The sequence below is a fragment of the Arthrobacter bussei genome (genome assembly GCF_009377195.2).
GTDB lineage: Bacteria > Actinomycetota > Actinomycetes > Actinomycetales > Micrococcaceae > Arthrobacter_D > Arthrobacter_D bussei.
Map to the genome: position 1 here is coordinate 1,397,232 of NZ_VJXX01000001.1, position 22,087 is coordinate 1,419,318.

Sequence of the window (22,087 nt, forward strand, 5' to 3'; positions counted from 1 at the left end):
TGCTGCTAGCCCTTGGCCGCTGCGTCGCTCATACCGGCGACGATGTCCTCGGCGGTGCCCTGACCGGCGAACATGTCGACGGCGCCCGTGTTCAGCGCATTTCCGACGTTCTGTCCGAAGAGCGTGTCGAGCCACACGGTGACGTACGGTGCTTCGTTGTACGCCTCGAGGATCGACTGGAGCGCCGGATCAGTGACAGCCGCCTGGGCGTCCTGGTTGGCGGGGATCGTCTGGAACGCCGCTGCGTAGCCTTCCTGCGGCTCCTGCTGCATGAAGAAGTTCAGGAAAGCGGTGCACTCTTCCTGGGGTGCCTGAGCGGAGCAGGTGAATCCGTCGACACCGCCCATCATGGCGCCAGGCTCACCGTCGCCGCCGTCGACCTCCGGGAACGGGAACCACCCCAGATCCGGCAGAGGCTTCTCGTCAGGAGTCAGCGAAGCGATGACACCGGGGTTCCACGCTCCCATGAGCTCCATGGCTGCCTTCTTGTTGGCGAGGAGTCCGGCAGAGCTGCCCGCGCCCTGCTGCGCCGAGGTGGTGAGGAATCCGTTGTTGAACGGCTCCGTGTCGACAAATGCCTGCAGGTTGTCACCGGCCTCCAGCCAACACGGGTCATCGAACTCCATGGTGTCGGCGGCCGTGTTGATGGCGTCCTGCGAGCAGGCTCGAACCGCGAAGAAGTAGTACCAGTGAGCAGCAGGCCAGGCATCCTTCGCGCCGACCGCGATGGGATCGATGCCCGCGCCCTTGAGACCGTCGACGGCTGAACCGAGCTCGTCGATGGTGGTCGGTGTTCCTTCGACGCCCGCTTCGGTGAGGAGGTCCTGGCTGTAGTAGATGCCACCGGGCAGCAGGGCTGTCGGCATGCCGTAGATCTTGCCGTCGACCGCGAAGGCGTTCAGCACGCTCTCGGGCACAGCGGCTTTGGTGGCGTCGTCGATGGAGTCCGTGATGTCCATGGCCTGCCCGGCCGCGACGACATCTGCGAGCTTGCCGCCGCCGCGCGCCATGAAGATGTCGGGTGCATCGCCGGAGTTCAGCGCCGTCTGGAGCTTCCCGTCCATCTCTTCGTTCTGGATCGACTGGATCTCGATCGTGACACCCGGGTTCGCTTCCTCGAATGCTGCGGCGGTTTCCTCCCAGTACGCCTTGCCGGCGCCGGTGGTCGAGTTGTGCCAGAAGGTCATGGTGACATCGCCACCGTCTTCCGCTGCTCCATCGCCGGATCCACACGCCGATAGCCCGCCGAGGGCGAGAGCTGATACCGCCCCGACGGTCAGCAGCTTCCTCATGTTGTGCTTGTTCATCTTTGAACACCTCTCGAAAGTTTCGACATTTTCGTCGAAGACACATAGTGTGTGGTGAGCGTAACAGTGATGGCTGGGTGTGACGCAAGTGTTTGACGCAAGACGTTGGATTGGATCCCGATGATCGACTCAGGCCGCAAGGTCAAGCTCAATGAATTGGCTGCGGAGGCCGGTGTTTCGCTCTCCACGGTCTCCAAGGTCCTCAACGGCCGTTCGGACGTGTCCGCGCGGACGAGGACGAAAGTAGAAGATCTTCTCGGTAAGCACGGGTACCAACGACGCCCCGGCTTACCCAGCAGGGACACCTTGATCGAGCTCGTCTTTCCCGAACTCGAAACGGCGTGGGCCATGGAGATCATTCGAGGAGTCGAAAATGTCGCTCGTACCAACGATTTGAGCGTCGTACTCACGGAGTCGGGCGACCGCCACTCCCCGTCGCCGGCCTGGCTCACCGGGGTGCTCCGCAGGCGCCCCGTCGGGGTGGTGCTCGTCTTCGCCGATCTCGCAGCTGAAGCCAAGGCAACTCTCCAATCGCGTGCCATCCCGTTCGTGATCATCGATCCGGCCGGAGATCCGGCCTCGGACGTCCCCGCTATCGGGTCGGCGAACTGGTCCGGCGGCCTCGTCGCCACTCGCCATCTCATCGAACTGGGCCACACCCGAATCGCCGCGATCACCGGTCGCGACGACATGATGTGCTCCTTTGCCCGCCTCGACGGATACCGGTCCGCCATGAACACCGCCGGCATCGAGATAGATGACCGCTTCGTGCGATTCGGTAACTTCCGGGTCGATGGTGGCCGCAGTATCGCTCGTGAACTTCTGACGATGCCCGACCGCCCCACAGCCATCTTTGCGGGGAGCGACCTCCAGGCGCTCGGCGTCATCGAGGCTGCGAGGACCCTCGGCCTGCGCGTGCCCGTTGATCTGTCGATCGTCGGGTACGACGATCTCCAGCTTGCTCAGTGGTCCAGCCCTGCGCTCACGACCGTGCATCAGCCTCTGACTGCGATGGCTGAGGAAGCCGCGCGGCTCGTGATCCGCATGAGTGAAAGCACCCTCAGAACCATCCCGCGGATGGACCTCGCAACGCGGCTCGTCGTCCGTGACAGTACGGCCGCGCCGATTGCGGGCTGACCAGACGGGGTTGATACGACCCGAGATCGACCGCGGATCGTCTCAATGACCCGACAGTGAACCCTTCGTCGATGGTGGAGGGAACAACGAGGTCGACGGAGGCACAGGACAGCCTGTGCCTCGTCGACCGCAGCTCAGCTCGTACTCATTCCGGTCCCTCAGCGGCGTATCGTCAGGGACCGTACGACAGGCGGGTTCCATGAATTATCAGGAGACAACCATGCAGGGCTTGAAAGTATTGTTCATCGGCGGCAGTGGAGTGATCAGCACCTCCTGCACGAGACAGGCAGTCGACGCAGGGATGGACGTCTATCTCCTCAACCGAGGAAGGAACAACCTGCGTCCGGTTCCCGAGGGCGTCACCACGTTGATCGCCGACTCCCGGGACAAGCAGGCGGTCCTCGATGCCACAGCCGGTCACATCTTCGACTGTGTGGTCAGCTGGGTCAATTTCACTCCCGAGCAGGTGAAGCAGGACATCGAGATCTTCTCCGGACGTACCCGACAGTACGTTTTCATCAGCTCGGCCTCTGCCTATCAGACACCGCCGACGCACATGCCCGTACTGGAATCGACTCCTTTGAGGAATCCCTTCTGGGAGTATTCGCGCAACAAGATTGCCTGTGAGGACCTGCTCACCGCGGCTTATCGCGCGGAGGGATTTCCCGTCACGATTGTGCGACCCTCTCATACCTACGATGAGACACTGGTCCCGTTCGACGGAGGATGGACCGTTGTCGACCGCATGCGCGCCGGGCGGCCCGTCATCGTGCCCGGAGACGGAACCTCCTTGTGGACGATCACCCACAGCCGCGATTTTGCGAGGGGCTTCGTCGGTCTGCTCGGAAATACCTGCGCGATCGGTGAAGCTGTGCACATCACCAGCCAGGAAGCCCCTTCGTGGAACCAGATCTATGCCCAGATCGCGGAAGCTGCCGGCGTCCCCGACCCCGTCCTGGTCCACGTGGCCTCAGAATCCATCGCCGAAGCCGACCCTCAGTGGGGCGCAGGTCTACTGGGCGACAAATCGCACACGATGATCTTCGACAATTCGAAAATCCGCTCGTTCGTCCCCGGATTCGCGGCCAGGATTCCGTTCAGCCAGGGCGCTCGAGAGATGATGGCCTGGCATGACGCGGACCCGGGACGCCGAATAGTCGACCCCCGGATGGACGCCCTGATGGATCGGCTCGCTGACGTCTACGCACCGCGTCCTGTCTGATGGACGAATGATGTCCTGCACATCGCCGGGGCAACCTCTCCATTGCTGATACGAGGAGCACGTCGTCGACCTCGGTGTATGTCGGGGCACTTCTTGAAGCGGGTATCTCGTGCCCGGACAGCACCCGCCCTGGGGCAGGCCGAAGCCCCGATCGGGCAGCTTCGGTGCGACGGGCATCGATCATCGCCCGCGGCATCATCCACGGTTCACCGTCCGTCATCCGCACCCTGGTGGACACTGGTGCCATGACCGACTTCTCCGGAACAGACATCGCCGCCGAACTCCGACAGGTGACCAGGCACTGGACCCCGCGCGTCGTGGGGCAGGTGAATGATCAGTACATCAAGGTGGCCAAGCTCCTCGGGGAACTCGTCTGGCACGCCCACGACCACGAGGACGAGATGTTCCTCGTGGTCTCGGGGCACCTGCGGATCGAGATCGACGGACAGGCGACCGTGGAACTGGCACCCGGGCAGTTCTACGTCGTACCGCGCGGCGTGCGGCACAATCCCGTCGCCGAGGAGGAAGTGCACGTCGTCCTCGTCGAGACGGTCACGACCTCCCACACCGGCGATGTCGCGGTTGCGGGCTCCGTTCCGATCGCCGACCAGACGAGTCACCTGGCCTGAGGGCCGCAGCGCCGTCCGTCCCGGCCCGGAGGCCGGGACGGACGACCTCAACGCGCTGCCGGCCGTGCAGCTGCTCCCGGGGGCCCCGGATCACCATCGGCTGTCAGGGAGCGCGTGACCCGGGAGAGGAGATGCCGGAGCTGCGCCTGCTCGGCCGGGGTCAGGTCACTCGTCGTCTGCTCCTCCAGCCTCGTCCAGATCGAGGTGACCGGCGCCTCCAGGGCGCGACCGGACTCGGTGAGCGACACCAGCACCACCCGTCCGTCCGCTGCCGAGCGCCGGCGCTCGATGAACCCGGCCTTCTCCAGCCGAGCCAGCATCTTCGCCGCGGTGGGCGGTTCGATCATCAGCTGCCTCGTGAGGTCCGCCTGCGAGGTGGGTGACGCCTTCCACAGCAGCATGAGGACGAACTGCTGGCCGGCCGCGAGCCCGACCTCCGCGAGGAGGGAACCCGCGAGGTTCCGATGCGCCTTCGACACCGTCGGTATCAGGGAGCTGATGGAGGCGTCCTCGAGACCGCCGCCGTCCACGGAGGTGCTGGTCGAACGCGTCATGCTGCTCCTCGGGAATAATAGTTAGCCGGCTAATGCTAGGTCTGATACCGACTATGAAGGAGTCAATCATGACTGAGGAACCCATCAGGACCATCGCCGTCTTCGCTGCCACGGGAAGCCAGGGCGGGGCCGTCACCGACGCATTGCTCGAGGCCGGGGTCCGCGTCCGGGCACTGGTCCGCTCGACGGCGTCCCCCAAGGCCGCAGCACTCGCGGAGCGGGGTGCGGAGCTCGTCCGGGTCGACGTCGAGGAGCCATCGTCCCTGGTGGCGGCTCTGGAGGGGGCCGACGCCTTCTGGTTCATGACCATCCCCCCGGGCGGCATGCAGGACGCCGACACCGCCGGTGAGACGCGCCAGGGGATCGCCCTGGCGGACGCCGCAGCAGCGGCCGGAGTTCCGCACGTGGTCTTCAACTCCGTCGGCGGCGCCGACCGGTCGTCGGGCGTGCCCCACTTCGACTCCAAGTACCTCGTCGAGGAACACCTGACGAGCCTCGGCCTGAACACCACCATCGTGCGCCCCGTCTTCTTCATGGAGAACTTCACGTTCATGGCACCGACCGTCGAGGACGGCACCCTCGTCCTGCGGCTTCCGATCCCCGCGGATGTACCCCTGCAGATGATCGCGGTCCGCGATGTCGGGATCATCGCTGCGCAGGCACTGCTCGACCAGGCGTCGCTACCCGCCGCCATCGAGATCGCCGGGGACGAGCTCACCGGCGAGGAGATCGCCTCGATCCACGGCGGAAGGGCCGGGCTTCCCGCCCGGTACGAGGCGCTGCCCCTGGGCGTGATGGACGGACAGGACGATCTGCAGGCGATGTTCCGGTGGTTCGCGGAGACCCCCGCCTACCAGGCGGACCTCGACCAGGTGCGGCAGGTCCATCCCGGCCTCCGGACGCTGGGAACGTGGCTCGATGCAGGTCACGCCCCCGCTGCACCCTGACCCGGCCCACCCCGACGCCCACCCCAGCAGGAGCACATCATGCGAGCAGTGCAGTTCACGTCCTTCGGCGGGCCGGAGGTCCTCCGGATCGCCGACGTCGATGTCCCGGCTCCGGGACCTGATGAGATCCTCGTCCGGGTCGCCGGCGCAGGAGTCAACCAGCTCGACACGAAGATCCGGGCAGGTGCCATGCCCCAGGGGCGACCGGCCGCGTTCCCGCTCGGAACCGGGGTCGACGCCGCCGGCGCCGTGACCGCGGTCGGACCGGGCGTCACCGGCGTGGCCGTCGGCGACGTCGTCTTCGGCACCGGCCGAGCCACCATGGCCGAACAGGCGATCCTGACCGCGTGGGCCACCGTGCCCCGGGGCGTCGACCCGGTCGAGGCCGGCGGCTGGGGAGTCGCGACCGAGACCGCCGGACGCCTGCTCACGGAGCTGGGCCTGCGGGAGGGGACCCTCCTCGTCAGTGGCGCTTCCGGAGGGGTGGGCTCGGCCGTCGTCCAGTTCGCCGTCGCGCGTGGACTGACCGTCATCGGCACCGCGAGTGCGCCCCGTCACGAGTATCTGGCAGGCCTCGGTGCCATCCCCCTCGCCTACGGCGCCGGACTCGCGGACCGTGTGGCCGAGGTGGCGCCGCACGGCGTCGACGGGGCGTTCGACCTCTCCGGCGCCGGGGTGATCCCCGAACTCGTCGGCCTCGTCACACACCCGACCGACGTCATCTCGATCGCCGACTTCACGGCGCCGGGTCACGGAGCCCGGGTGTCCACCGGCGCCACGCGCACCATGAGGCCCGAGGACGGCTTCGCCGAGGCTGCGGCCCTTCCCGGGTTCGCCCTCCGCGTGGAACGGCGCTACGCCCTCGTCGACATCGCCGACGCCCACCGGCAGGCAGCAGGAGGTCACACCGTCGGCAAGCTGGTCGTCACACCCTGACCGGGCAGGCCCGTCCGGCCGCAGGACCATCCGCTGCCCGCATGGGAGACCGTGCCGGCAGCGGATGACCCGTGGCCACCCCGTCGTCCTGAGCACCCTCCGCCTCCCGGGGGTAGAATGGTGGCGCAGGGTTGCGCTTTACATGGGCGGAAAGTCGCGTGTCCTCGCACCCGACGACGTACCCGAGGCACCACCGAGGGTCGACGCCGACTCCGCCCGACACCATAGGCTCCGCGCAGGCGGGGATGGTGTACCGACCCTCCCGAAAGCCACCCCGTGCACCCTTCCCCCGCCATGGCCCGGCTGGCCTCCCTGCAGGCCCTCCTCTTCGACCTCGACGGCGTGCTGACCCCGACCGCCGAGGTGCACATGCGTGCCTGGGCCCGCCTCTTCTCCGAATACCTTGCGGGCCGGGGGATCGACCGCCCCTACACGGACGAGGACTACTTCACCCACATCGACGGACGTCCGCGGTACGACGGCGTCAGGGCCCTGCTCGCCTCCCGAGGCATCACCCTGCCGGAGGGCTCACCCGAGGACGCGCCGACGCTCGACACGGTGTGCGGCCTCGGCAACCGGAAGAACCGGACCTTCAACGAGACCCTCGAGGAACAGGGCGTCGCGGCCTACCCCGGCTCCCTCGCACTGCTCGACGCCGCACGGACGGCCGGCATCCGCATGGCCGTCGTCACCAGTTCACGGAACGGCACAGCGGTGCTCGCCGCGGCCGGCCTCACCGCACGTTTCGGCACCGTGGTCGACGGCCTGCTGGCGGCGGAGCTCGGCATCGCGGGCAAGCCCGCCCCCGACACCTATCTCCACGCGGCGGAACTGCTCGGCCTTCCGGCCTCGGCCTGCGCCGTCGTCGAGGACGCGCCCTCCGGGGTTGCCGCCGGTCGTGCCGGCGAATTCGGGCTCGTGATCGGCGTCGATCGCGGCGTGGGTGCTGCGACACTCCTGGGCCACGGGGCGGACGTCGTCGTGGACGACCTCGCCGAACTGATCCCCTTCCTCGCCGCCGGCTGACGCCGCCGCCGCTGCCTGCCCGCTTCCGCTCACCCAGTACAGGAACCCCATGATCTTCCCCCCAGCAGACCCCGTGGACCGCAACCACTTCCCGGTGGACGAGTGGGCCCTCGTCGAGACCGAGTTCGACGGTGCCCATGCGGGCCGTAACGAGACCCTCTTCACCGTCGGCAACGGCTATCTCGGAATGCGCGGCAACCTCGACGAAGGGAGGGACGGCTACGACGCCGGCACCTTCATCAACGGATTCCACGAGACCTGGCCCATCCAGCACGCCGAGGAGGCCTTCGGATTCGCCCGCGTGGGCCAGACGATCGTCAACGTGCCGGATGCCAAGATCATCCGGCTGTACGTCGACGACGAGCCGTTCGTGCTCACGCGGGCCGACATCCTCCGGCACACCAGGCGTCTCTCCTTCCTGGACGGTGTCCTCACCCGCGAGATCGAGTGGCGGACGCCGTCGGGCAAGCGTGTCCTCATCCGCTCGCGCCGCATGGTCTCCTTCACCGACCGGCACCTCGCCCTCATCGACTACGAGGTGGAGATGCTCGACGCCGACGCCTCCATCCTCATCTCCAGCCAGATCCTCAACCGGCAGGACGGCCTGGACGAGTACCACGTCAGTGCTCCTGTCGACGGCGAGTCCTTCGACCCCCGCAAGGCGGAATCGTTCCGCGACCGGGTGCTGCAGCCGCGGCTGAAGCGCTCCGACGGTCCGCGCTACCTGCTCGGCTACAGCACCACCAACTCGCGCATGACCATCGCCTGCGCCATGGAGCACGAGCTGCTCACGGACAACGAATGGGACCAGAGCTCACACATCGAGGACGACCTCGCGAAGCACGTCTACCGCGTCCGCGCGAGGCCCGGCCGTCCCGTCCGCCTCCTCAAGACCATCAGCTACCACACGTCCCGCAGCGTGCCGGCCCGCGAGCTCGCGGACCGTTGCGGCCGTACCCTCGACCGCGCCCGCGAGACGACGGTGGAGGAGCACTTCGGGAAGCAGAAGGACTGGCTCGCCGACTTCTGGACCCGCTCCGACGTCGAGATCGAGGGGCAGCCCACCGTCCAGCAGGCGGTCCGCTGGAACATCTTCCAGCTCGCGCAGTCCACCGCCAGGACCGACGGCGGCGGCATCGCGGCGAAGGGCGTCTCGGGCTCCGGCTACGGCGGGCACTACTTCTGGGACACCGAGGTGTACGTCCTGCCGTTCCTGAGCTACACCGCGCCCACCGTCGCGCGGAACGCACTGCGCTTCCGGCAGTCGATGCTCGACTCCGCCCGAGCGCGCGCCGGCGAACTGAACCAGCGCGGCGCCCTCTTCCCCTGGCGCACCATCAACGGGCAGGAGTCCTCCGCCTACTACGCCGCGAGCACCGCGCAGTACCACATCGACGCCGACATCTCCCACGCCATGATGCAGTACGTAGCCGCGACGGGCGACGACGACTTCCTCCACCGCGGCGCCGTCGACGTCCTCGTCGAGACAGCGAGGATGTGGGCCGATCTCGGGTTCTGGCGCAGCAACGGGGATGACAACTTCCACATCCACGGCGTCACCGGACCCGACGAGTACACGACGGTGGTCAACGACAACCTCTATACGAACGTCATGGCGCGGGCCAACCTCCGCTCCGCGGTGCGCGCCGTCGAATCACTCGCCGACGTGGACCCGGCTGCGCACGCACGCATGGTCGCCCGGCTGGATCTCCACGAGGATGAACTCTGGGAGTGGACGCACGCCGCCGAGCGCATGCACATCCCGTTCGACGAACGCGCCGGCATCCACCCGCAGGATGCCGCGTTCCTCGAGAAGGAGCTCTGGGACCTCGAGAACACTCCCCCGGACAAGCGTCCCCTCCTGCTCCACTACCACCCGCTGGTGATCTACCGCTTCCAGGTCCTCAAGCAGGCCGACGTCGTCCTCGCGCTGCTCCTGCAGGGGCACGAGTTCACGATGCAGCAGAAGCGATCCGACTTCGAGTACTACGAGGCGCTCACGACGGGGGACTCCACGCTCTCCGCCGTGGTGCAGTCGATCATCGCCGCCGAGGTCGGTTACCACGACCTCGCGCTGAAGTACTTCATGTCCTCGCTCTTCGTGGACCTCGCCGACCTGCACCGGAACACGTCCGACGGCATCCACGTGGCCTCGACCGGCGGTGTGTGGAGCGCCCTGGTGTACGGCTTCGGGGGCATGCGCGACCACGGCGGCCGCATCACCTTCGAGCCGAGGCTGCCGGTCGCGTGGACACGCGTGGCCTTCCGGGTCACCCTGCGGGGGACGCGCCTGCGCGTCGAGGTGACGCAGCGGGCCATCACCTTCACGGTCGAGACCGGTGACACCGCGACGTTCTCGGTCCACGGCCGGTCGGTGACGGTGACGGCGTCCGCACCGGTCACCGTGGCGCTCGAGGACCAGGGCCCACGCCTCACCGGGGCGCCGACCACGAGCGACATCGAGGGGAGCCGGCGTGCCGACGGCTCCCTGGTCACGGCTTCGATCCCCCGGATCTCCGTCGACCCCTGAGTCCGCATGCCCTGTCCCTGCGGACGGAGCGGATCAGTGCGTGGCGGCGACGTCGGCGGTCCCGACCCCCAGGCCCGCGACGCTCCCGGCAGGACCGACCTCGATGGACCGTGAGACGCGAGGCCGTGCGGGACGTCCGGCTCCGGGCCGGGACAACCCCGCCGCCTCCGCTACAGCTGGTCCTCGAGGTGGAAGACCTCCTCGAGCCGCAGGAACCCCTCGTCCGGGCGCCCCTCCAGCGCGACGAAGAACGGTGCCATCTCCGCCTGCCACCGCCCGTTGACCTCCGTGGCGGCCATGGCGGCCTGGGACGCCGCGAAGTCCTCGCACTCCACGTAGCCGATCAGCATCCCGTCCCCTCGCAGGAACAGGGAGTAGTTGTCCCAGCCCGTGTCCTTCAGCGCCCGGGCCATCTCCGGCCAGATGGCTGCGTGCCGCTCCCGGTACTCGGGGATGCGCTCGGGCCGGACCTGCAACTGGAAGCAGACGCGTTCCATCGGTTCTCCTTGCTGTGAACGTGATCTGTGGTCGATCTGTGGGTGGGCTGTCAGAGGGTGACGTGGCGGTGCTCGACGCCGAGAAGTGACGCGGCCGCCTTCACATCGGCCGCACGGTGCCCCACGCACAGTGCCCAGTGATGGCCGATTCCGGTCTGGCTCCATTCGTCGACCCACAGTCCGGGGTCGCCGCCGAAGTCCACGCGCGACGTCGTGTTGCCGATCGATAGCAGCGGCCCGGGCACGACGGTGCCCTCGGACGTGATGAAGACGTAGGAGCCGTCCGGGTCCTGGCCGATCCCGAAGGTGGTGACCGGCCCGTGGCGCACGTCGAACTCGACCGAGACGCCCCACCCGCGCTTGCCGTGGAAGACGCCGAGCCCGCGCAGGAGCGGGCCCGCAGCGCTGACGGCGAGATGGGCCGGCCCGTCATGGCCCATCTCCACCACGCCGTCGAAGAAGTTGAGGGCCTGGATCTCCGTGAAGGATCCGCCCGCGCCCATGGCCTGGGCGGCGAGCATCGCGATCGAGGTCCGCAGTTCGTACTCGCCCGCCATGGGGACCCCGCGGGCCGTGAGGATCGAAGCCCCGAGGATCATCCCGGCTCCGATCCGCTCGTGCTGCTCACCGGCGAGACCCCGGTGGTAGTAGGCGAGCGAATCGAGGTCGAATTCGGCGACCAGCCGATCGAGTCCCACCGACACCTGCGCGCCCCAGGCGAAATCGCCGTCGTCCACGGACTCGTCGACGGTGAAGAGGCTGCGCGCCAGCGCCATGCGCTCACGGACCTGCTCATCCGTCACCTCGGCGACGAACTCGCGGAGATCGTCGAACTCGACGACCTCCACGTGGGAGCCGAAGGTCGTCGACACCGAGGTCAGGTCCGTCGAGACGTCGAGCATGCCCGGATAGACGTGGCCCATCAGTCCGTGGCGTGCGTGGCGCAGCCGGCCGCGGACCCCGGCGGCGTGGACCCACTGGCCGATCCGCGCCCAGGCGGACTCCTGCGCGAGGTACCCGGAGACGGAACGGAAGGGGATGCCGGCACGCTTGAACACGTTCGCCACCTCCGGCACGGGGCACTGGCCGCAGTACGCGAGCCACGTCCCCGTGTCGACGTTCGCGTGGTCCATGGCCTCGGTGGGCTGCAGGTCGATCACCAGGACGGGCGTCTTCGCGCGCTGAGCGATCGGCAGCACCATCGAGGACGTCAGGTATGTGGTGAGGAAGATGACGATCAGGTCGCAGTCCGCGCGGCGCAGCTCTTCGGCCGCCACGGCGGCCTCACGCGGATCGGACACGAAGCCGACGTCGGTGACCTCGGCATCGAGGGCGGTGAACCGCTCCGTCACGTACCGCGCCGACTCCCTGAGCTGCGGCAGCAGGTCCGGGAACTGGGGCCAGTAGGCGCCGAGCCCTCCGGACACCAGGCCCAGGCGGGTCGGCCGGCGTCGGATCGGCTCGAGCAGTCCTGACAGGGCGGGCGATGCGCTGTGCTCGACCGTGGGATCGGTGGTCATGGTGGCTCCTGCGACGGGAAGCGGAACGGCGGGCCGAGAGGTGCGGAAGGGCGAGAGGTGCGTAAGGGCGAGAGGTGCGGAAGGGCGAGAGGTGCGTAAGGGCGAGAGGTGCGGAAGGGCGGGGCGCCATGATGGGCGCCCCGCCCCGCTCGTGCGGCTAGAAGTCGTAGTCGTCGATGTTCTCCGCGTTGAACTGCGTGGGCGGGCCGACCAGGACGATACCGCCCTCGCCGATCTCACGCTCGCCGAGCTCGCCGGCCTCGAAGGTGTCGCCGGGCTCGCCGGTGATGTCGCCGTCGGCCAGTGCCTTGCCCGCGAAGGCGGCGACGTAGCCGAGCTGTGCCGGATCCCAGAGCGCGAACTCCGTCACGGTGCCGTCCTTCACGAAGGGGCGCATCTCGTTCGGCAGCCCCAGCCCTGTCAGCGCGACCTTGCCCTTGTACTCCGACGTGGAGAGGTAGCGGCCGGTGGCGGCGATCCCGACGGTGGTGGGCGAGATGATGCCCTTGAGGTCCGGGTACGCCTGCAGCAGGCCCTGCGCCTCCTGGAAGGACTTCGTGTCGTCGTCATCGCCGTAGACCTTCGCCACGAGCTCGATGCCCGCGTAGTCGGGGTTGGCGGCCAACTCCTCCTCCATGTACTTGATCCACTCGTTCTGGTTGGTGGCATTCGCCGTGGCCGAGAGGATGGCGATCTCGCCCTCGCCGCCGATCTGCTCGGAGATGAGCTCGAGCTGGATGAGTGCCACATCCTTCGCGTCGACCTGGCTGACGAAGACGTCGCGGTAGTCGGGGTTGGTGTCGGAGTCGAACGCCACGATCTTGGCTCCGGCGGTGCGGGCCTCCTCGAGGGCGGGGCCGACGGCGTCGGGGTCGTTCGCGGCGATCACGATCACGTTGGTGCCGCGCTGCGTCTCCGCGTTGATGAAGGAGACCTGGCTCGACGCGCTGGCGTCCAGCGGCCCCACGACCTCCGAGGAGGCGAACCCGGCCTCCGATGCGCCGTCCTCGCCACCCCCGAGCACCACGTCGGTGTAGGGGTTGTTGAGCTGCTTGGGGATGAAGGTGACGGTCTGCTCGCCGTCGGACCCGCTGCCGCCCTCGGCACCGCCGCCCTCGGACGCTGCTCCGCCGCCGCAGGCGCTGAGGACCAGCGCGGTGCTCGTCGCCAGGGCAGCGAAAGCCGCCCGGCGTCGTATGGTTCCTGAATGGATGAACCTCATTGTTTCTTCCTTTCGATGGGCGCTGGGGACCAGTCGCCGGGTGCGAACCTAGGGGGACGGCCTAGGGAAGTGGTGCGGAGCGGACACGCCGCGCATGGCGGGCCCGCCGGAGGGCGTCGGTGATGGTGGGGGCCACGACCGAGAGGATGAGGAGGGAGCCGGTCACGATGATGAGGACCACCTCGGAGACGCGATCCAGTTTCAGTGCATAGTTGATGGTGCCGATCAGCAGCACCCCGGCGAGGACCCCCGGGATGGAGCCCTTGCCGCCGAAGATGGACACCCCGCCGAGCAGCACCGCGGCGATGACCGCCAGCTCCAGGCCGCTGGCGTTGTCACTGCGGGCACTCGAGTAGCGCAGCGTCCAGTAGATGCCCGCCAGGGCGGACACCGTCCCCGTCGCGAGGTAAAGCAGGAACTTCGAGCGGGCCACGTCGATACCGACGAACGTCGCGGCCTCCCTGCTGTAGCCCAGGGCGAAGAGCCCGCGGCCGAACGGCGTGACGTGCAGGACGACGGCGAAGGCGAGGATCAGCAGGACGACGCCGATCATCACCGTGGGGATGCCCGTGCCGCCGATCTTCGAGGTGAAGAACGCCGTGAGCGCGGGAGGGAAGTTCGCCACGGCGTTGTCGCCGATCACCACGAGCGCGAGCCCGCGGAACAGGGCGAGCGTCCCGATGGTCACCGCCAGGGAGGGCAATCCCAGGTAGGCGATCAGCACCCCGTTGAAGGCCCCGGCGGCGAGACCGGCGAGGACGCAGATCACCAGGACCAGGGCGATCGGTACGCCCGCCTGCCACAGCACGCCCATCAGCGCGCTGGTCAGCCCCGCGATGCTCGCCACCGAGAGATCGATCTCCCCGGAGATGATGACCAGCGTCATCGGCAGCGCGATCAGCAGCGTGGGGATCACGTCCAGGAGGAGGAACCCGACGGTCACGGGTGAGGCGAACCGGGGGATGACGAGGCACGCGTAGATCACGACGACGAGGAGCACGTAGATCATCACCGCGTCGCGGCCGAGCAGCAGCCGTGCGGCGCCGGTCCGGCCCTTGGGGACCGCGAGGACCTTCGCGGTGCCGGCCGTGTGCTGCACGGCACCGCCCGCAGCGGCCTGCTCGGACGTCCTGGTGTCTGGGGCGGCCATGCGCCTGCCTTCCGCTGAGTCGTGCCCTGTGTCCTGCCCTGTGTCCTGCCCTGCGTCCTGCCCTGGGCTCCGCCCTGCGTTCCGGAGCCCGTCCTCCGCCGGGACCTGCGCCCGCAGGCCGTCCGGCGGGACTGCCGCCTGCGGGCCGGGCCGGCCGGCGAGGCGATCAGACATTGCGGGCCTCGGCGATCCTGAGCTTGCGGGCGGCACGCACCCCGGCGATGCGGTCGATGACGACGGCGGCCAGGATGAGGATGCCCACGATCGCCTGCTGCCAGAACTTGTCGACGCGGAGGGCGGTCAGGGCGCTGGTGATGGTGGTGAGGAGCAGGGCGCCGATCGCCGCACCGACCACCGTGCCGCTGCCACCGAAGATCGCCACCCCTCCGACCACCGCCGCGGCGACGACGTCGAGCTCGAGTCCGGAGCCCGTCGTCGCGCCCACGGAGTTGAAGCGGCTCGCGTACAGGACGCCGGCCAGTCCGGCCAACGCGCCGTTGACCACGAAGGCCAGCAGGACGCGGCGGGTCACGGGGATGCCGAAGAGCTTCGCGGCCTCCGGCTCCGAGCCGATGGCGTACAGGTCACGGCCGGGCCGGGTCCCGAGCATGTAGACCGCCACGATCGCGACGACGACGACGGCGATCAGCGTGATCACGGGGAACCCGAGGACGGTGTCCACGGACAGGTTGCCGAAGGCGTCCGGCCGGTCACCGGCGAAGTACTGGGTGCCCCCTGCCCAGGCGTTGTTGATGCCCCGGAAGATGTAGAGGGTCCCGAGCGTGATCACGAGGGCCGGCACCTTCGCGATGGTGATCAGGAGTCCGTTCACCGCTCCCAGGACAGCCCCGAAGGCGATCCCGATGAGGAAGACCAGGACGATCGGCAGGCCGGGCGCGGCCACGAAGACGCTGCCCGTCCCGAAGGCGACCAGGCCGAGGACGGACCCGACGGACAGGTCGATGTTCCGGGTGATGATGACGAGGGTCTGGCCGACCGCGAGGATCATGAGGATCGTCGCGTTGAGCAGCAGGTCCTTGACCCCCTGCTCGCTGAGGAACAGCGGATTGACCGCCGCCGTGACGGCGACGAGGAGCACGAGCGCCAGGATGACCGGTAGCTCGCGGAGCCTGAGGAACGAGCCGAGGGGCGAGGACGTCGGGTGCGGGGCCGGCTGCGCGGGCGCCGCGTGTCTGCTGTCGAGGCTCATCGGGAGGACTCCAGGGCTGCGGTCGCGGCGTGCATGACGGTTTCGGAGGTGGCCTCGGAGCGGTCCAGCCGACCGGTGATCCTGCCCTCCCGCATGACGAGCACGCGGTCGGCCATGCCGAGCACCTCGGGCAGTTCCGAGGAGATCATGAGGATCGCGATGCCCCTGCCGGCGAGTTCGGAGATGAGGCGGTGCACCTCGCTCTTGGTGCCCACGTCGATCCCGCGGGTCGGCTCGTCGATGATCAGCAGCTTCGGGTCCGTGGCGAGCCACTTGGCGAGGACCACCTTCTGCTGGTTCCCGCCGGAGAGCGTGGAGACGGCGTGCTCGGGTGAACCGGACTTCACCTGGAGGCGTTTCGCCCAGGTCGCGGAGGCCTCGCGCTCCGCCTTCCCGCTGATCAGCCCGAAGCGGGCGAGCGAGTGCCGGAGCGTCAGGGCGGCGTTGCGTTCGACCGAGAGCTCCATGACCAGGCCCTGCTTGCGCCGGTCCTCCGGCACGAAGCCGACCCCGGCGTCGATCGCAGCCCTCGGGTCCTTGCCCCGGAGCGTCCGGCCGAGCATCTCCACGCTGCCGGACTCGTAGCGGTCGATGCCGAAGACCGCACGGGCCACCTCCGTGCGGCCTGCACCGACCAGTCCGGACAGCGCCACGATCTCGCCGGCACGCACCTCGAAGTCGATGTCGTGGAACACCCCGGGCCGCGTCAGGCCGCTCACCCGCAGGACGACGTCGCCCGTCTCCGTCTCGGTCTTGGGGAACAGGGCCTCGATGTCGCGGCCCACCATCTCGCGGACCACCGCCTCGACCGTCGTCGCGCTGGTCTCGTGCGTGGCGATGTAGGCGCCGTCCCGCATGACGGTGATGCGGTCGCAGAGGCCGAAGACCTCGTCGAAGCGGTGGGAGATGAACAGGATGCCGCTGCCGGCGTCGCGCAGGCGCCGGGCGACGGCGAAGAGGCGCTCCACCTCGATACCGCTGAGTGCGGCCGTCGGCTCGTCCATCACGAGGATGCGCGCGTCCAGGGAGATGGCTTTGGCGATCTCGATGATCTGCTGGTCGGCGATCGAGAGACCCTCCGCCACACGGTCCGGATCGATGGGGACGCCCAGCTGCCCGAAGAGCTCCCTGGCCTGGCGGCGCATCTCACCACGGCTGATGAGGCCGAAGCGGCCCTTGGGCTGGCGGCCGATGAAGATGTTCTCCGCCACTGTCAGGTCGGGGAAGAGGGTGGGCTCCTGATAGATGACCGAGATGCCGGCCGCCTTGCTGTCCGCCACGGTGCGGAAGCTGACGCCCTGCCCGGCGACGGTGAACTCCCCTGCGTCCGGCTGGTGCACGCCGGCGAGGATCTTGACGAGGGTGGACTTCCCGGCGCCGTTCTCGCCGACCAGGGCGTGGATCTCACCCGGCGCGAGGTCGATGGTGCCGTCGGCGAGGGCGACGACCGGGCCGAAGGTCTTGAGTGCCCCCCGCAGGGTCAGCACGCTCTCCCGTCGCCTGCCGGCTGGTGCGGCCTGGTCCGCGGCGTCAGTGCCACGACCATCAAAGTGCGTCAATGCAACTCCTCGAGGAAGAATGAATCGTTTCAGAGCAACGACCCACCTCGAATAGTAGGCGTGACCCAGATCACCGTCAACAGCCCGGGATCGCGCTGGGACCCGGGGCCCGCGGGCCCCGGCGCGCCGCTCAGCCCGCGGCCCGCACCGCCGCCGTCGTGCTGCCGCGCTCCACCAGTTCGGGATCGAAGATCACCTGGCGACGACGCGAGGACGGGCCCTCGATCTCCTCGAGGAGGAGCTCCACCGCCGTACGCCCCATGAGTTCGGTCGGCTTGCGGACGCTCGAGAGGGGCACGACGGCGGAGGCGGAGAAGTCGATGTCGTCGTACCCGATCAGCGCAAGGTCCTCGGGGATGCGGAGGCCGCGGATCAGGAGCACGGCCTGCATGACCCCGATGGCCAGGAGGTCGTTGGCGCAGAAGATGCCGTCCGGCAGACGGCCTGCCGGCCGCCGGGCGATCACGCCGCCCACCTCCCGCCCGGCGAGGACCGTCATGGCGTCCGCCTCCACGACCTCGAGCACGGCGCCCTCCTGCTCGCCCACTGCCTGGCGGGCGCCGGCCAGGCGATCGGCCACCTGCCGGAAGGAGGCCTTCGTCCCCACGAACACGATGCGGCGGCGCCCGGCCTCGAGGAGGTGGCGCACCGCCATGTAGCCACCGGCGACGTCGTCCACCGACACCGAGCTGCAGCGCCGCTGTGCATCGACGCGGTCCACCAGGACCACGGGCATGCCGCGCTTCCGGAGGGCCTCGACGCGTGGACCGACGTCCCCCACCGGCGAGATGAGCATGCCCTGCACGCGCTGCTGCTCGAAGACGTCGATGTAGCGGGCCTCGCGCTCGGTGTCCTGCCCGCTGTCCCCCAGCACCACGGTGCTCCCGTTCTCCGCCGCGCAGTCCTCCGCGGCACGGGCGAGCGAGGAGAAGAACGGGTTGCCGACGTCGAGCACGATCAGCCCGATGGTGCGGCTCTGGCCGGCACGGAGTTGCCGGGCGGCATCGTTCCGCACGAAACCGAGGTGATCGATCGCGGCCTGGACCCGCTCGCGCGTTGCGGACGAGACCCGTGCGGGATGGTTCAGCACGTTGGACACGGTCCCCACGGCCACCCCCGCCCGGTCGGCGACATCCTTGATGCTGACGGGTCGGCTCTCCATCGATACCTCGGGCTCCTCGGTGCTCGGCCCCCGCCGGACAGGCGGACGGCGGGACTGTTGACACTCGGTCTGCAGCAAGGATAACTTTGAAACGTGCTAATGAAACGATTCAACAGCACGGCACTTCTGCTTCTCCTCCCGAGCCGTCCCCGGGCGTGGAAGATACCCGAGAAATCGCCGTCCGGTCTGTGATGGAGCAGCCGGCCGCCACACGCTGGAGAGAGTACATGACTGTCATCGACGACATCACCGCGGAGCTGGACCAGCTCGCGATCGAGGTCCCGTCCTGGGCCTACGGAAACTCAGGGACGCGCTTCAGGGTCTTCGCGACCCCCGGGACGCCGCGCACGGTGCAGGAGAAGATCGCGGACGCGGCCATGGTCAACAAGCTGACAGGCCTTGCGCCCAGCGTCGCCCTGCACATCCCGTGGGACAGGGTGGACGACTACGGCGTCCTCGCCTCCTACGCGGCCGATCACGGCATGCGCCTCGGCACCATCAACAGCAACACCTTCCAGGATGACGACTACAAGTTCGGGAGCCTGACGCACAGCGACGCGGCGGTCCGGAACAAGGCGATCGACCACATGTACGAGTGCATCGAGGTCATGAACGTCACCGGCTCCCGCGACCTGAAGATCTGGCTGGCCGACGGCTCCAACTACCCGGGCCAGGCGGACATGCGCTCCCGCCAGGACTGGCTGCAGGACTCGCTGCGGAAGGTCTACGACCGGCTCGGCGAGGACCAGCGCCTGGTCCTCGAGTACAAGTTCTTCGAGCCGGCGTTCTACCACACGGACGTCCCCGACTGGGGCACCTCCTACGCCCACTGCCTGCAGCTCGGCGAGAAGGCCTTCGTCTGCCTCGACACCGGCCACCACGCTCCCGGGACCAACATCGAGTTCATCGTCGCCCAGCTCATCCGGCTCGGGAAGCTCGGCTCCTTCGACTTCAACTCGCGCTTCTATGCGGACGACGACCTGATCGTGGGAGCCGCGGACCCGTTCCAGCTGTTCCGCATCATGGCCGAGGTGGTCCGCGGCGGCGGCCTCTCGCCTGAGAGCGGGATCGCCCTCATGCTCGACCAGTGCCACAACCTGGAGGAGAAGATCCCCGGCCAGATCCGCTCCGTGCTGAACGTGCAGGAGATGACGGCGCGGGCCCTGCTGATCGACCGCGCCGCGCTGACCGCCGCGCAGGAATCCGGCGACGTGCTGGGTGCCAACGCCATCCTGATGGACGCCTTCTACACCGACGTCCGGCCCGGACTCGCGCAGTGGCGTGAGTCGAAGGGCCTTCCGGCCGACCCGATGGACGCCTACCGCGCCAGCGGCTACCAGGACCGGATCAACAGCGAGCGACAGGGCGGCCGGCAGGCCGGATGGGGAGCATGACAGTGACGACGACGACAGGGCCCGCGACCGACGCCACCACGAACCCGACGGTCAATCAGACCGTGCAGGAGCTCATCGAGCGCTCCAACCGCCTGGGCTCGGACAAGCGCACCACGAACTACGCCGGCGGCAACACCTCGGCGAAGGGTGTGGGCACCGACCCCGTGACGGGCGAGGACGTCGAGCTGCTCTGGGTCAAGGGCTCCGGCGGTGACCTGGGGACGCTGAAGGAGGCCGGCCTCGCCGTCCTCCGCCTCGATCGGATGCGCGCACTGCAGGGGGTCTATCCCGGCGTCGAGCGCGAGGACGAGATGGTGGCGGCCTTCGACTACACCCTCCACGGCAAGGGCGGTGCGGCGCCGTCCATCGACACCGCCATGCACGGCCTCGTGGACGCGGCGCACGTGGACCACCTGCATCCCGACGCGGGGATCGCGATCGCGACGGCTGCGGACGGTGAGGCCCTGACCGCCGCGATCTTCGGACCGAAGGTCCTCTGGGTCCCCTGGCGCCGTCCCGGCTTCCAGCTCGGGCTCGACATCGCCGCCATCAAGGACGCCCACCCCGAGGCGATCGGCACCATCCTCGGGGGCCACGGCATCACGGCCTGGGGAGACACCTCCGCCGAGGCCGAGGCGAACTCCCTGTGGATCATCGAGACCGCCGAGCGGTACATCGCCGAGCACGGGACCCCCGGGCCCTTCGGCCCCGCCCTCGAGGGCTACGGCCCGCTGCCGGAGGACGAGCGCCGGGCCAGGGCCGCCGCCCTCGCCCCGACCATCCGCGGCCTCGCCTCCACCGACAGGGCGCAGGTCGGCCACTTCACGGATGATCCCCGGGTGCTCGACTTCCTCGCCGCCGAAGCCCACCCGCGCCTCGGCGCGCTCGGCACCAGTTGCCCCGACCACTTCCTGCGCACCAAGGTCAAGCCGCTCGTCCTCGACCTCCCGGCCGATGCCGACGTCGAGAGCTGCCTGCTGCGCCTGCGTGAGCTCCACGCCGAGTACCGGGCCGACTACGCCGCGTACTACGACCGCCACGCGACCCCGGACTCCCCCGCCATGCGCGGGGCCGATCCGGCGATCGTGCTCGTCCCCGGCGTCGGCATGTTCTCCTTCGGCGCCAACAAGCAGACCGCCCGGGTGGCCGGGGAGTTCTACCTCAACGCGATCAACGTGATGCGCGGGGCCGAGGCCGTCTCCACCTACGCGCCCATCGAGGAGAGCGAGAAGTTCCGGATCGAGTACTGGTCCCTCGAGGAGGCCAAGCTCGCGCGGATGCCGAAGCCGAAGTCCCACGCCGGGCGCATCGCCCTGGTGACGGGAGCGGCGTCCGGCATCGGCAAGGCCATCGCCACCCGTCTGGCGGCCGAGGGCGCGTGCGTGGTCATCGCGGACCTGAACATCGACAGCGCGGGCAGTGTCGCCGAGGAGCTCGGCGGCCCGGACGTCGCCATCGGCGTCCAGGCCGACGTCACCGACCCCGCCCAGGTGCTCCGTGCCGTGCAGGCCGCCGTGCTGGCCTTCGGCGGGCTGGACCTCGTGGTCAACAACGCCGGGCTGTCCATCTCCAAGCCGCTCCTGGAGACCACCGAGAAGGACTGGGACCTGCAGCACGACGTCATGGCGAAGGGCTCCTTCCTCATGTCGCAGGCGGCCGCGAAGGTGCTGATCGAGCAGGACATGGGCGGGGACATCATCTACATCTCCTCCAAGAACTCCGTGTTCGCGGGCCCCAACAACATCGCCTACAGCGCCACGAAGGCCGACCAGGCGCATCAGGTACGGCTCCTCGCCGCCGAACTCGGCGAGTACGGCGTGCGCGTCAACGGCATCAACCCCGACGGGGTGGTCCGTGGCTCCGGGATCTTCGCCGGCGGCTGGGGCGCCAAGCGCGCCGCGGTGTACGGCGTGGACGAGGAGAAGCTCGGCGAGTACTACGCCCAGCGCACCCTCCTCAAGCGCGAGGTGCTGCCCGAGAACGTCGCGAACGCCGTCGCCGTCCTGACCTCCGACGAGCTCTCGCACACCACCGGGTTGCACATCCCCGTTGACGCGGGCGTCGCTGCCGCCTTCCTGCGCTGAC

The 22,087-nt window shown here is 68.7% G+C and carries 18 protein-coding genes; 9 read left to right on the forward strand and 9 right to left on the reverse strand.

Annotation, left to right across the window (positions count from 1 at the left end; genetic code table 11):
• Positions 1–5 precede the first annotated feature (5 nt).
• The gene (locus FNH21_RS06620; RefSeq protein WP_152813215.1) at positions 6–1,307 is read right to left on the reverse strand and encodes an ABC transporter substrate-binding protein; all 1,302 of its coding nucleotides are present in this window, start codon (positions 1,305–1,307) and stop codon (positions 6–8) included.
• Between the two features lie 120 nt (positions 1,308–1,427).
• On the opposite strand from FNH21_RS06620, the gene FNH21_RS06625 reads away from it, so the two are divergent.
• From FNH21_RS06625 to FNH21_RS06635, 3 genes are all read left to right on the forward strand, one after another.
• Positions 1,428–2,444: a LacI family DNA-binding transcriptional regulator gene (locus tag FNH21_RS06625; RefSeq protein ID WP_152813217.1), complete on the forward strand. Its 1,017-nt coding sequence runs from the start codon at positions 1,428–1,430 to the stop codon at positions 2,442–2,444.
• Between the two features lie 199 nt (positions 2,445–2,643).
• A complete protein-coding gene (locus FNH21_RS06630; protein WP_241742746.1) occupies positions 2,644–3,666 on the forward strand; it encodes an SDR family oxidoreductase in 1,023 nt (340 codons plus the stop codon).
• Between the two features lie 245 nt (positions 3,667–3,911).
• On the forward strand, positions 3,912–4,295 hold the full coding sequence (locus tag FNH21_RS06635) for a cupin domain-containing protein (RefSeq protein ID WP_152813219.1): 384 nt from the start codon (positions 3,912–3,914) through the stop codon (positions 4,293–4,295).
• A gap of 47 nt (positions 4,296–4,342) precedes the next feature.
• Here FNH21_RS06635 and FNH21_RS06640 read toward each other — a convergent pair whose 3' ends face one another.
• Positions 4,343–4,849: a MarR family winged helix-turn-helix transcriptional regulator gene (locus FNH21_RS06640; RefSeq protein WP_152813221.1), complete on the reverse strand. Its 507-nt coding sequence runs from the start codon at positions 4,847–4,849 to the stop codon at positions 4,343–4,345.
• Between the two features lie 68 nt (positions 4,850–4,917).
• On the opposite strand from FNH21_RS06640, the gene FNH21_RS06645 reads away from it, so the two are divergent.
• The 4 genes from FNH21_RS06645 (at position 4,918) to FNH21_RS06660 (ending at position 10,288) form a co-directional block, all read left to right on the forward strand.
• Positions 4,918–5,796, forward strand: coding sequence for an NmrA/HSCARG family protein (locus FNH21_RS06645; protein WP_191931671.1), 879 nt, complete (start codon positions 4,918–4,920; stop codon positions 5,794–5,796).
• A 39-nt stretch (positions 5,797–5,835) separates the two neighbouring features.
• Positions 5,836–6,732, forward strand: a complete 897-nt coding sequence (locus tag FNH21_RS06650) for an NADP-dependent oxidoreductase (protein WP_152813225.1) — start codon at positions 5,836–5,838, stop codon at positions 6,730–6,732.
• Positions 6,733–7,026: 294 nt separating this feature from the next.
• A complete protein-coding gene (locus FNH21_RS06655) occupies positions 7,027–7,758 on the forward strand; it encodes an HAD family hydrolase (RefSeq protein WP_152814157.1) in 732 nt (243 codons plus the stop codon).
• 49 nt (positions 7,759–7,807) lie between these two features.
• Entirely contained in the window at positions 7,808–10,288 is a 2,481-nt protein-coding gene (locus FNH21_RS06660; protein WP_152813227.1) for a glycoside hydrolase family 65 protein, read from the forward strand.
• Between the two features lie 170 nt (positions 10,289–10,458).
• On the opposite strand, the gene FNH21_RS06665 is transcribed toward FNH21_RS06660, so the two are convergent.
• The 7 genes from FNH21_RS06665 to FNH21_RS06695 form a co-directional block, all read right to left on the reverse strand.
• Positions 10,459–10,785, reverse strand: coding sequence for an L-rhamnose mutarotase (locus FNH21_RS06665; protein ID WP_152813229.1), 327 nt, complete (start codon positions 10,783–10,785; stop codon positions 10,459–10,461).
• Between the two features lie 50 nt (positions 10,786–10,835).
• A complete protein-coding gene (locus FNH21_RS06670; RefSeq protein WP_152813231.1) occupies positions 10,836–12,305 on the reverse strand; it encodes an L-fucose/L-arabinose isomerase family protein in 1,470 nt (489 codons plus the stop codon).
• 157 nt (positions 12,306–12,462) lie between these two features.
• Positions 12,463–13,527, reverse strand: coding sequence for a rhamnose ABC transporter substrate-binding protein (rhaS, locus tag FNH21_RS06675; RefSeq protein WP_152813233.1), 1,065 nt, complete (start codon positions 13,525–13,527; stop codon positions 12,463–12,465).
• Between the two features lie 61 nt (positions 13,528–13,588).
• On the reverse strand, positions 13,589–14,677 hold the full coding sequence (locus FNH21_RS06680) for an ABC transporter permease (RefSeq protein WP_152813235.1): 1,089 nt from the start codon (positions 14,675–14,677) through the stop codon (positions 13,589–13,591).
• Positions 14,678–14,843: 166 nt separating this feature from the next.
• The gene (locus tag FNH21_RS06685; protein ID WP_152813237.1) at positions 14,844–15,887 is read right to left on the reverse strand and encodes an ABC transporter permease; all 1,044 of its coding nucleotides are present in this window, start codon (positions 15,885–15,887) and stop codon (positions 14,844–14,846) included.
• The gene (locus FNH21_RS06690) at positions 15,884–17,374 is read right to left on the reverse strand and encodes an ATP-binding cassette domain-containing protein (RefSeq protein ID WP_191931759.1); all 1,491 of its coding nucleotides are present in this window, start codon (positions 17,372–17,374) and stop codon (positions 15,884–15,886) included. The genes FNH21_RS06685 and FNH21_RS06690 overlap by 4 nt, the downstream gene beginning before the upstream one ends.
• 202 nt (positions 17,375–17,576) lie before the next feature.
• Complete coding sequence (locus FNH21_RS06695; protein WP_152813241.1) at positions 17,577–18,608, reverse strand: LacI family DNA-binding transcriptional regulator; 1,032 nt, start codon at positions 18,606–18,608, stop codon at positions 17,577–17,579.
• Positions 18,609–18,835: 227 nt separating this feature from the next.
• On the opposite strand from FNH21_RS06695, the gene rhaI reads away from it, so the two are divergent.
• Positions 18,836–20,002, forward strand: a complete 1,167-nt coding sequence (gene rhaI, locus FNH21_RS06700; RefSeq protein ID WP_152813243.1) for an L-rhamnose isomerase — start codon at positions 18,836–18,838, stop codon at positions 20,000–20,002.
• 62 nt (positions 20,003–20,064) lie between these two features.
• Positions 20,065–22,086 carry a bifunctional aldolase/short-chain dehydrogenase gene (locus FNH21_RS06705; protein ID WP_338403204.1) on the forward strand — a complete coding sequence of 674 codons (2,022 nt, stop codon included), beginning with the start codon at positions 20,065–20,067 and terminating at the stop codon, positions 22,084–22,086.
• Position 22,087: the final 1 nt, after the last annotated feature.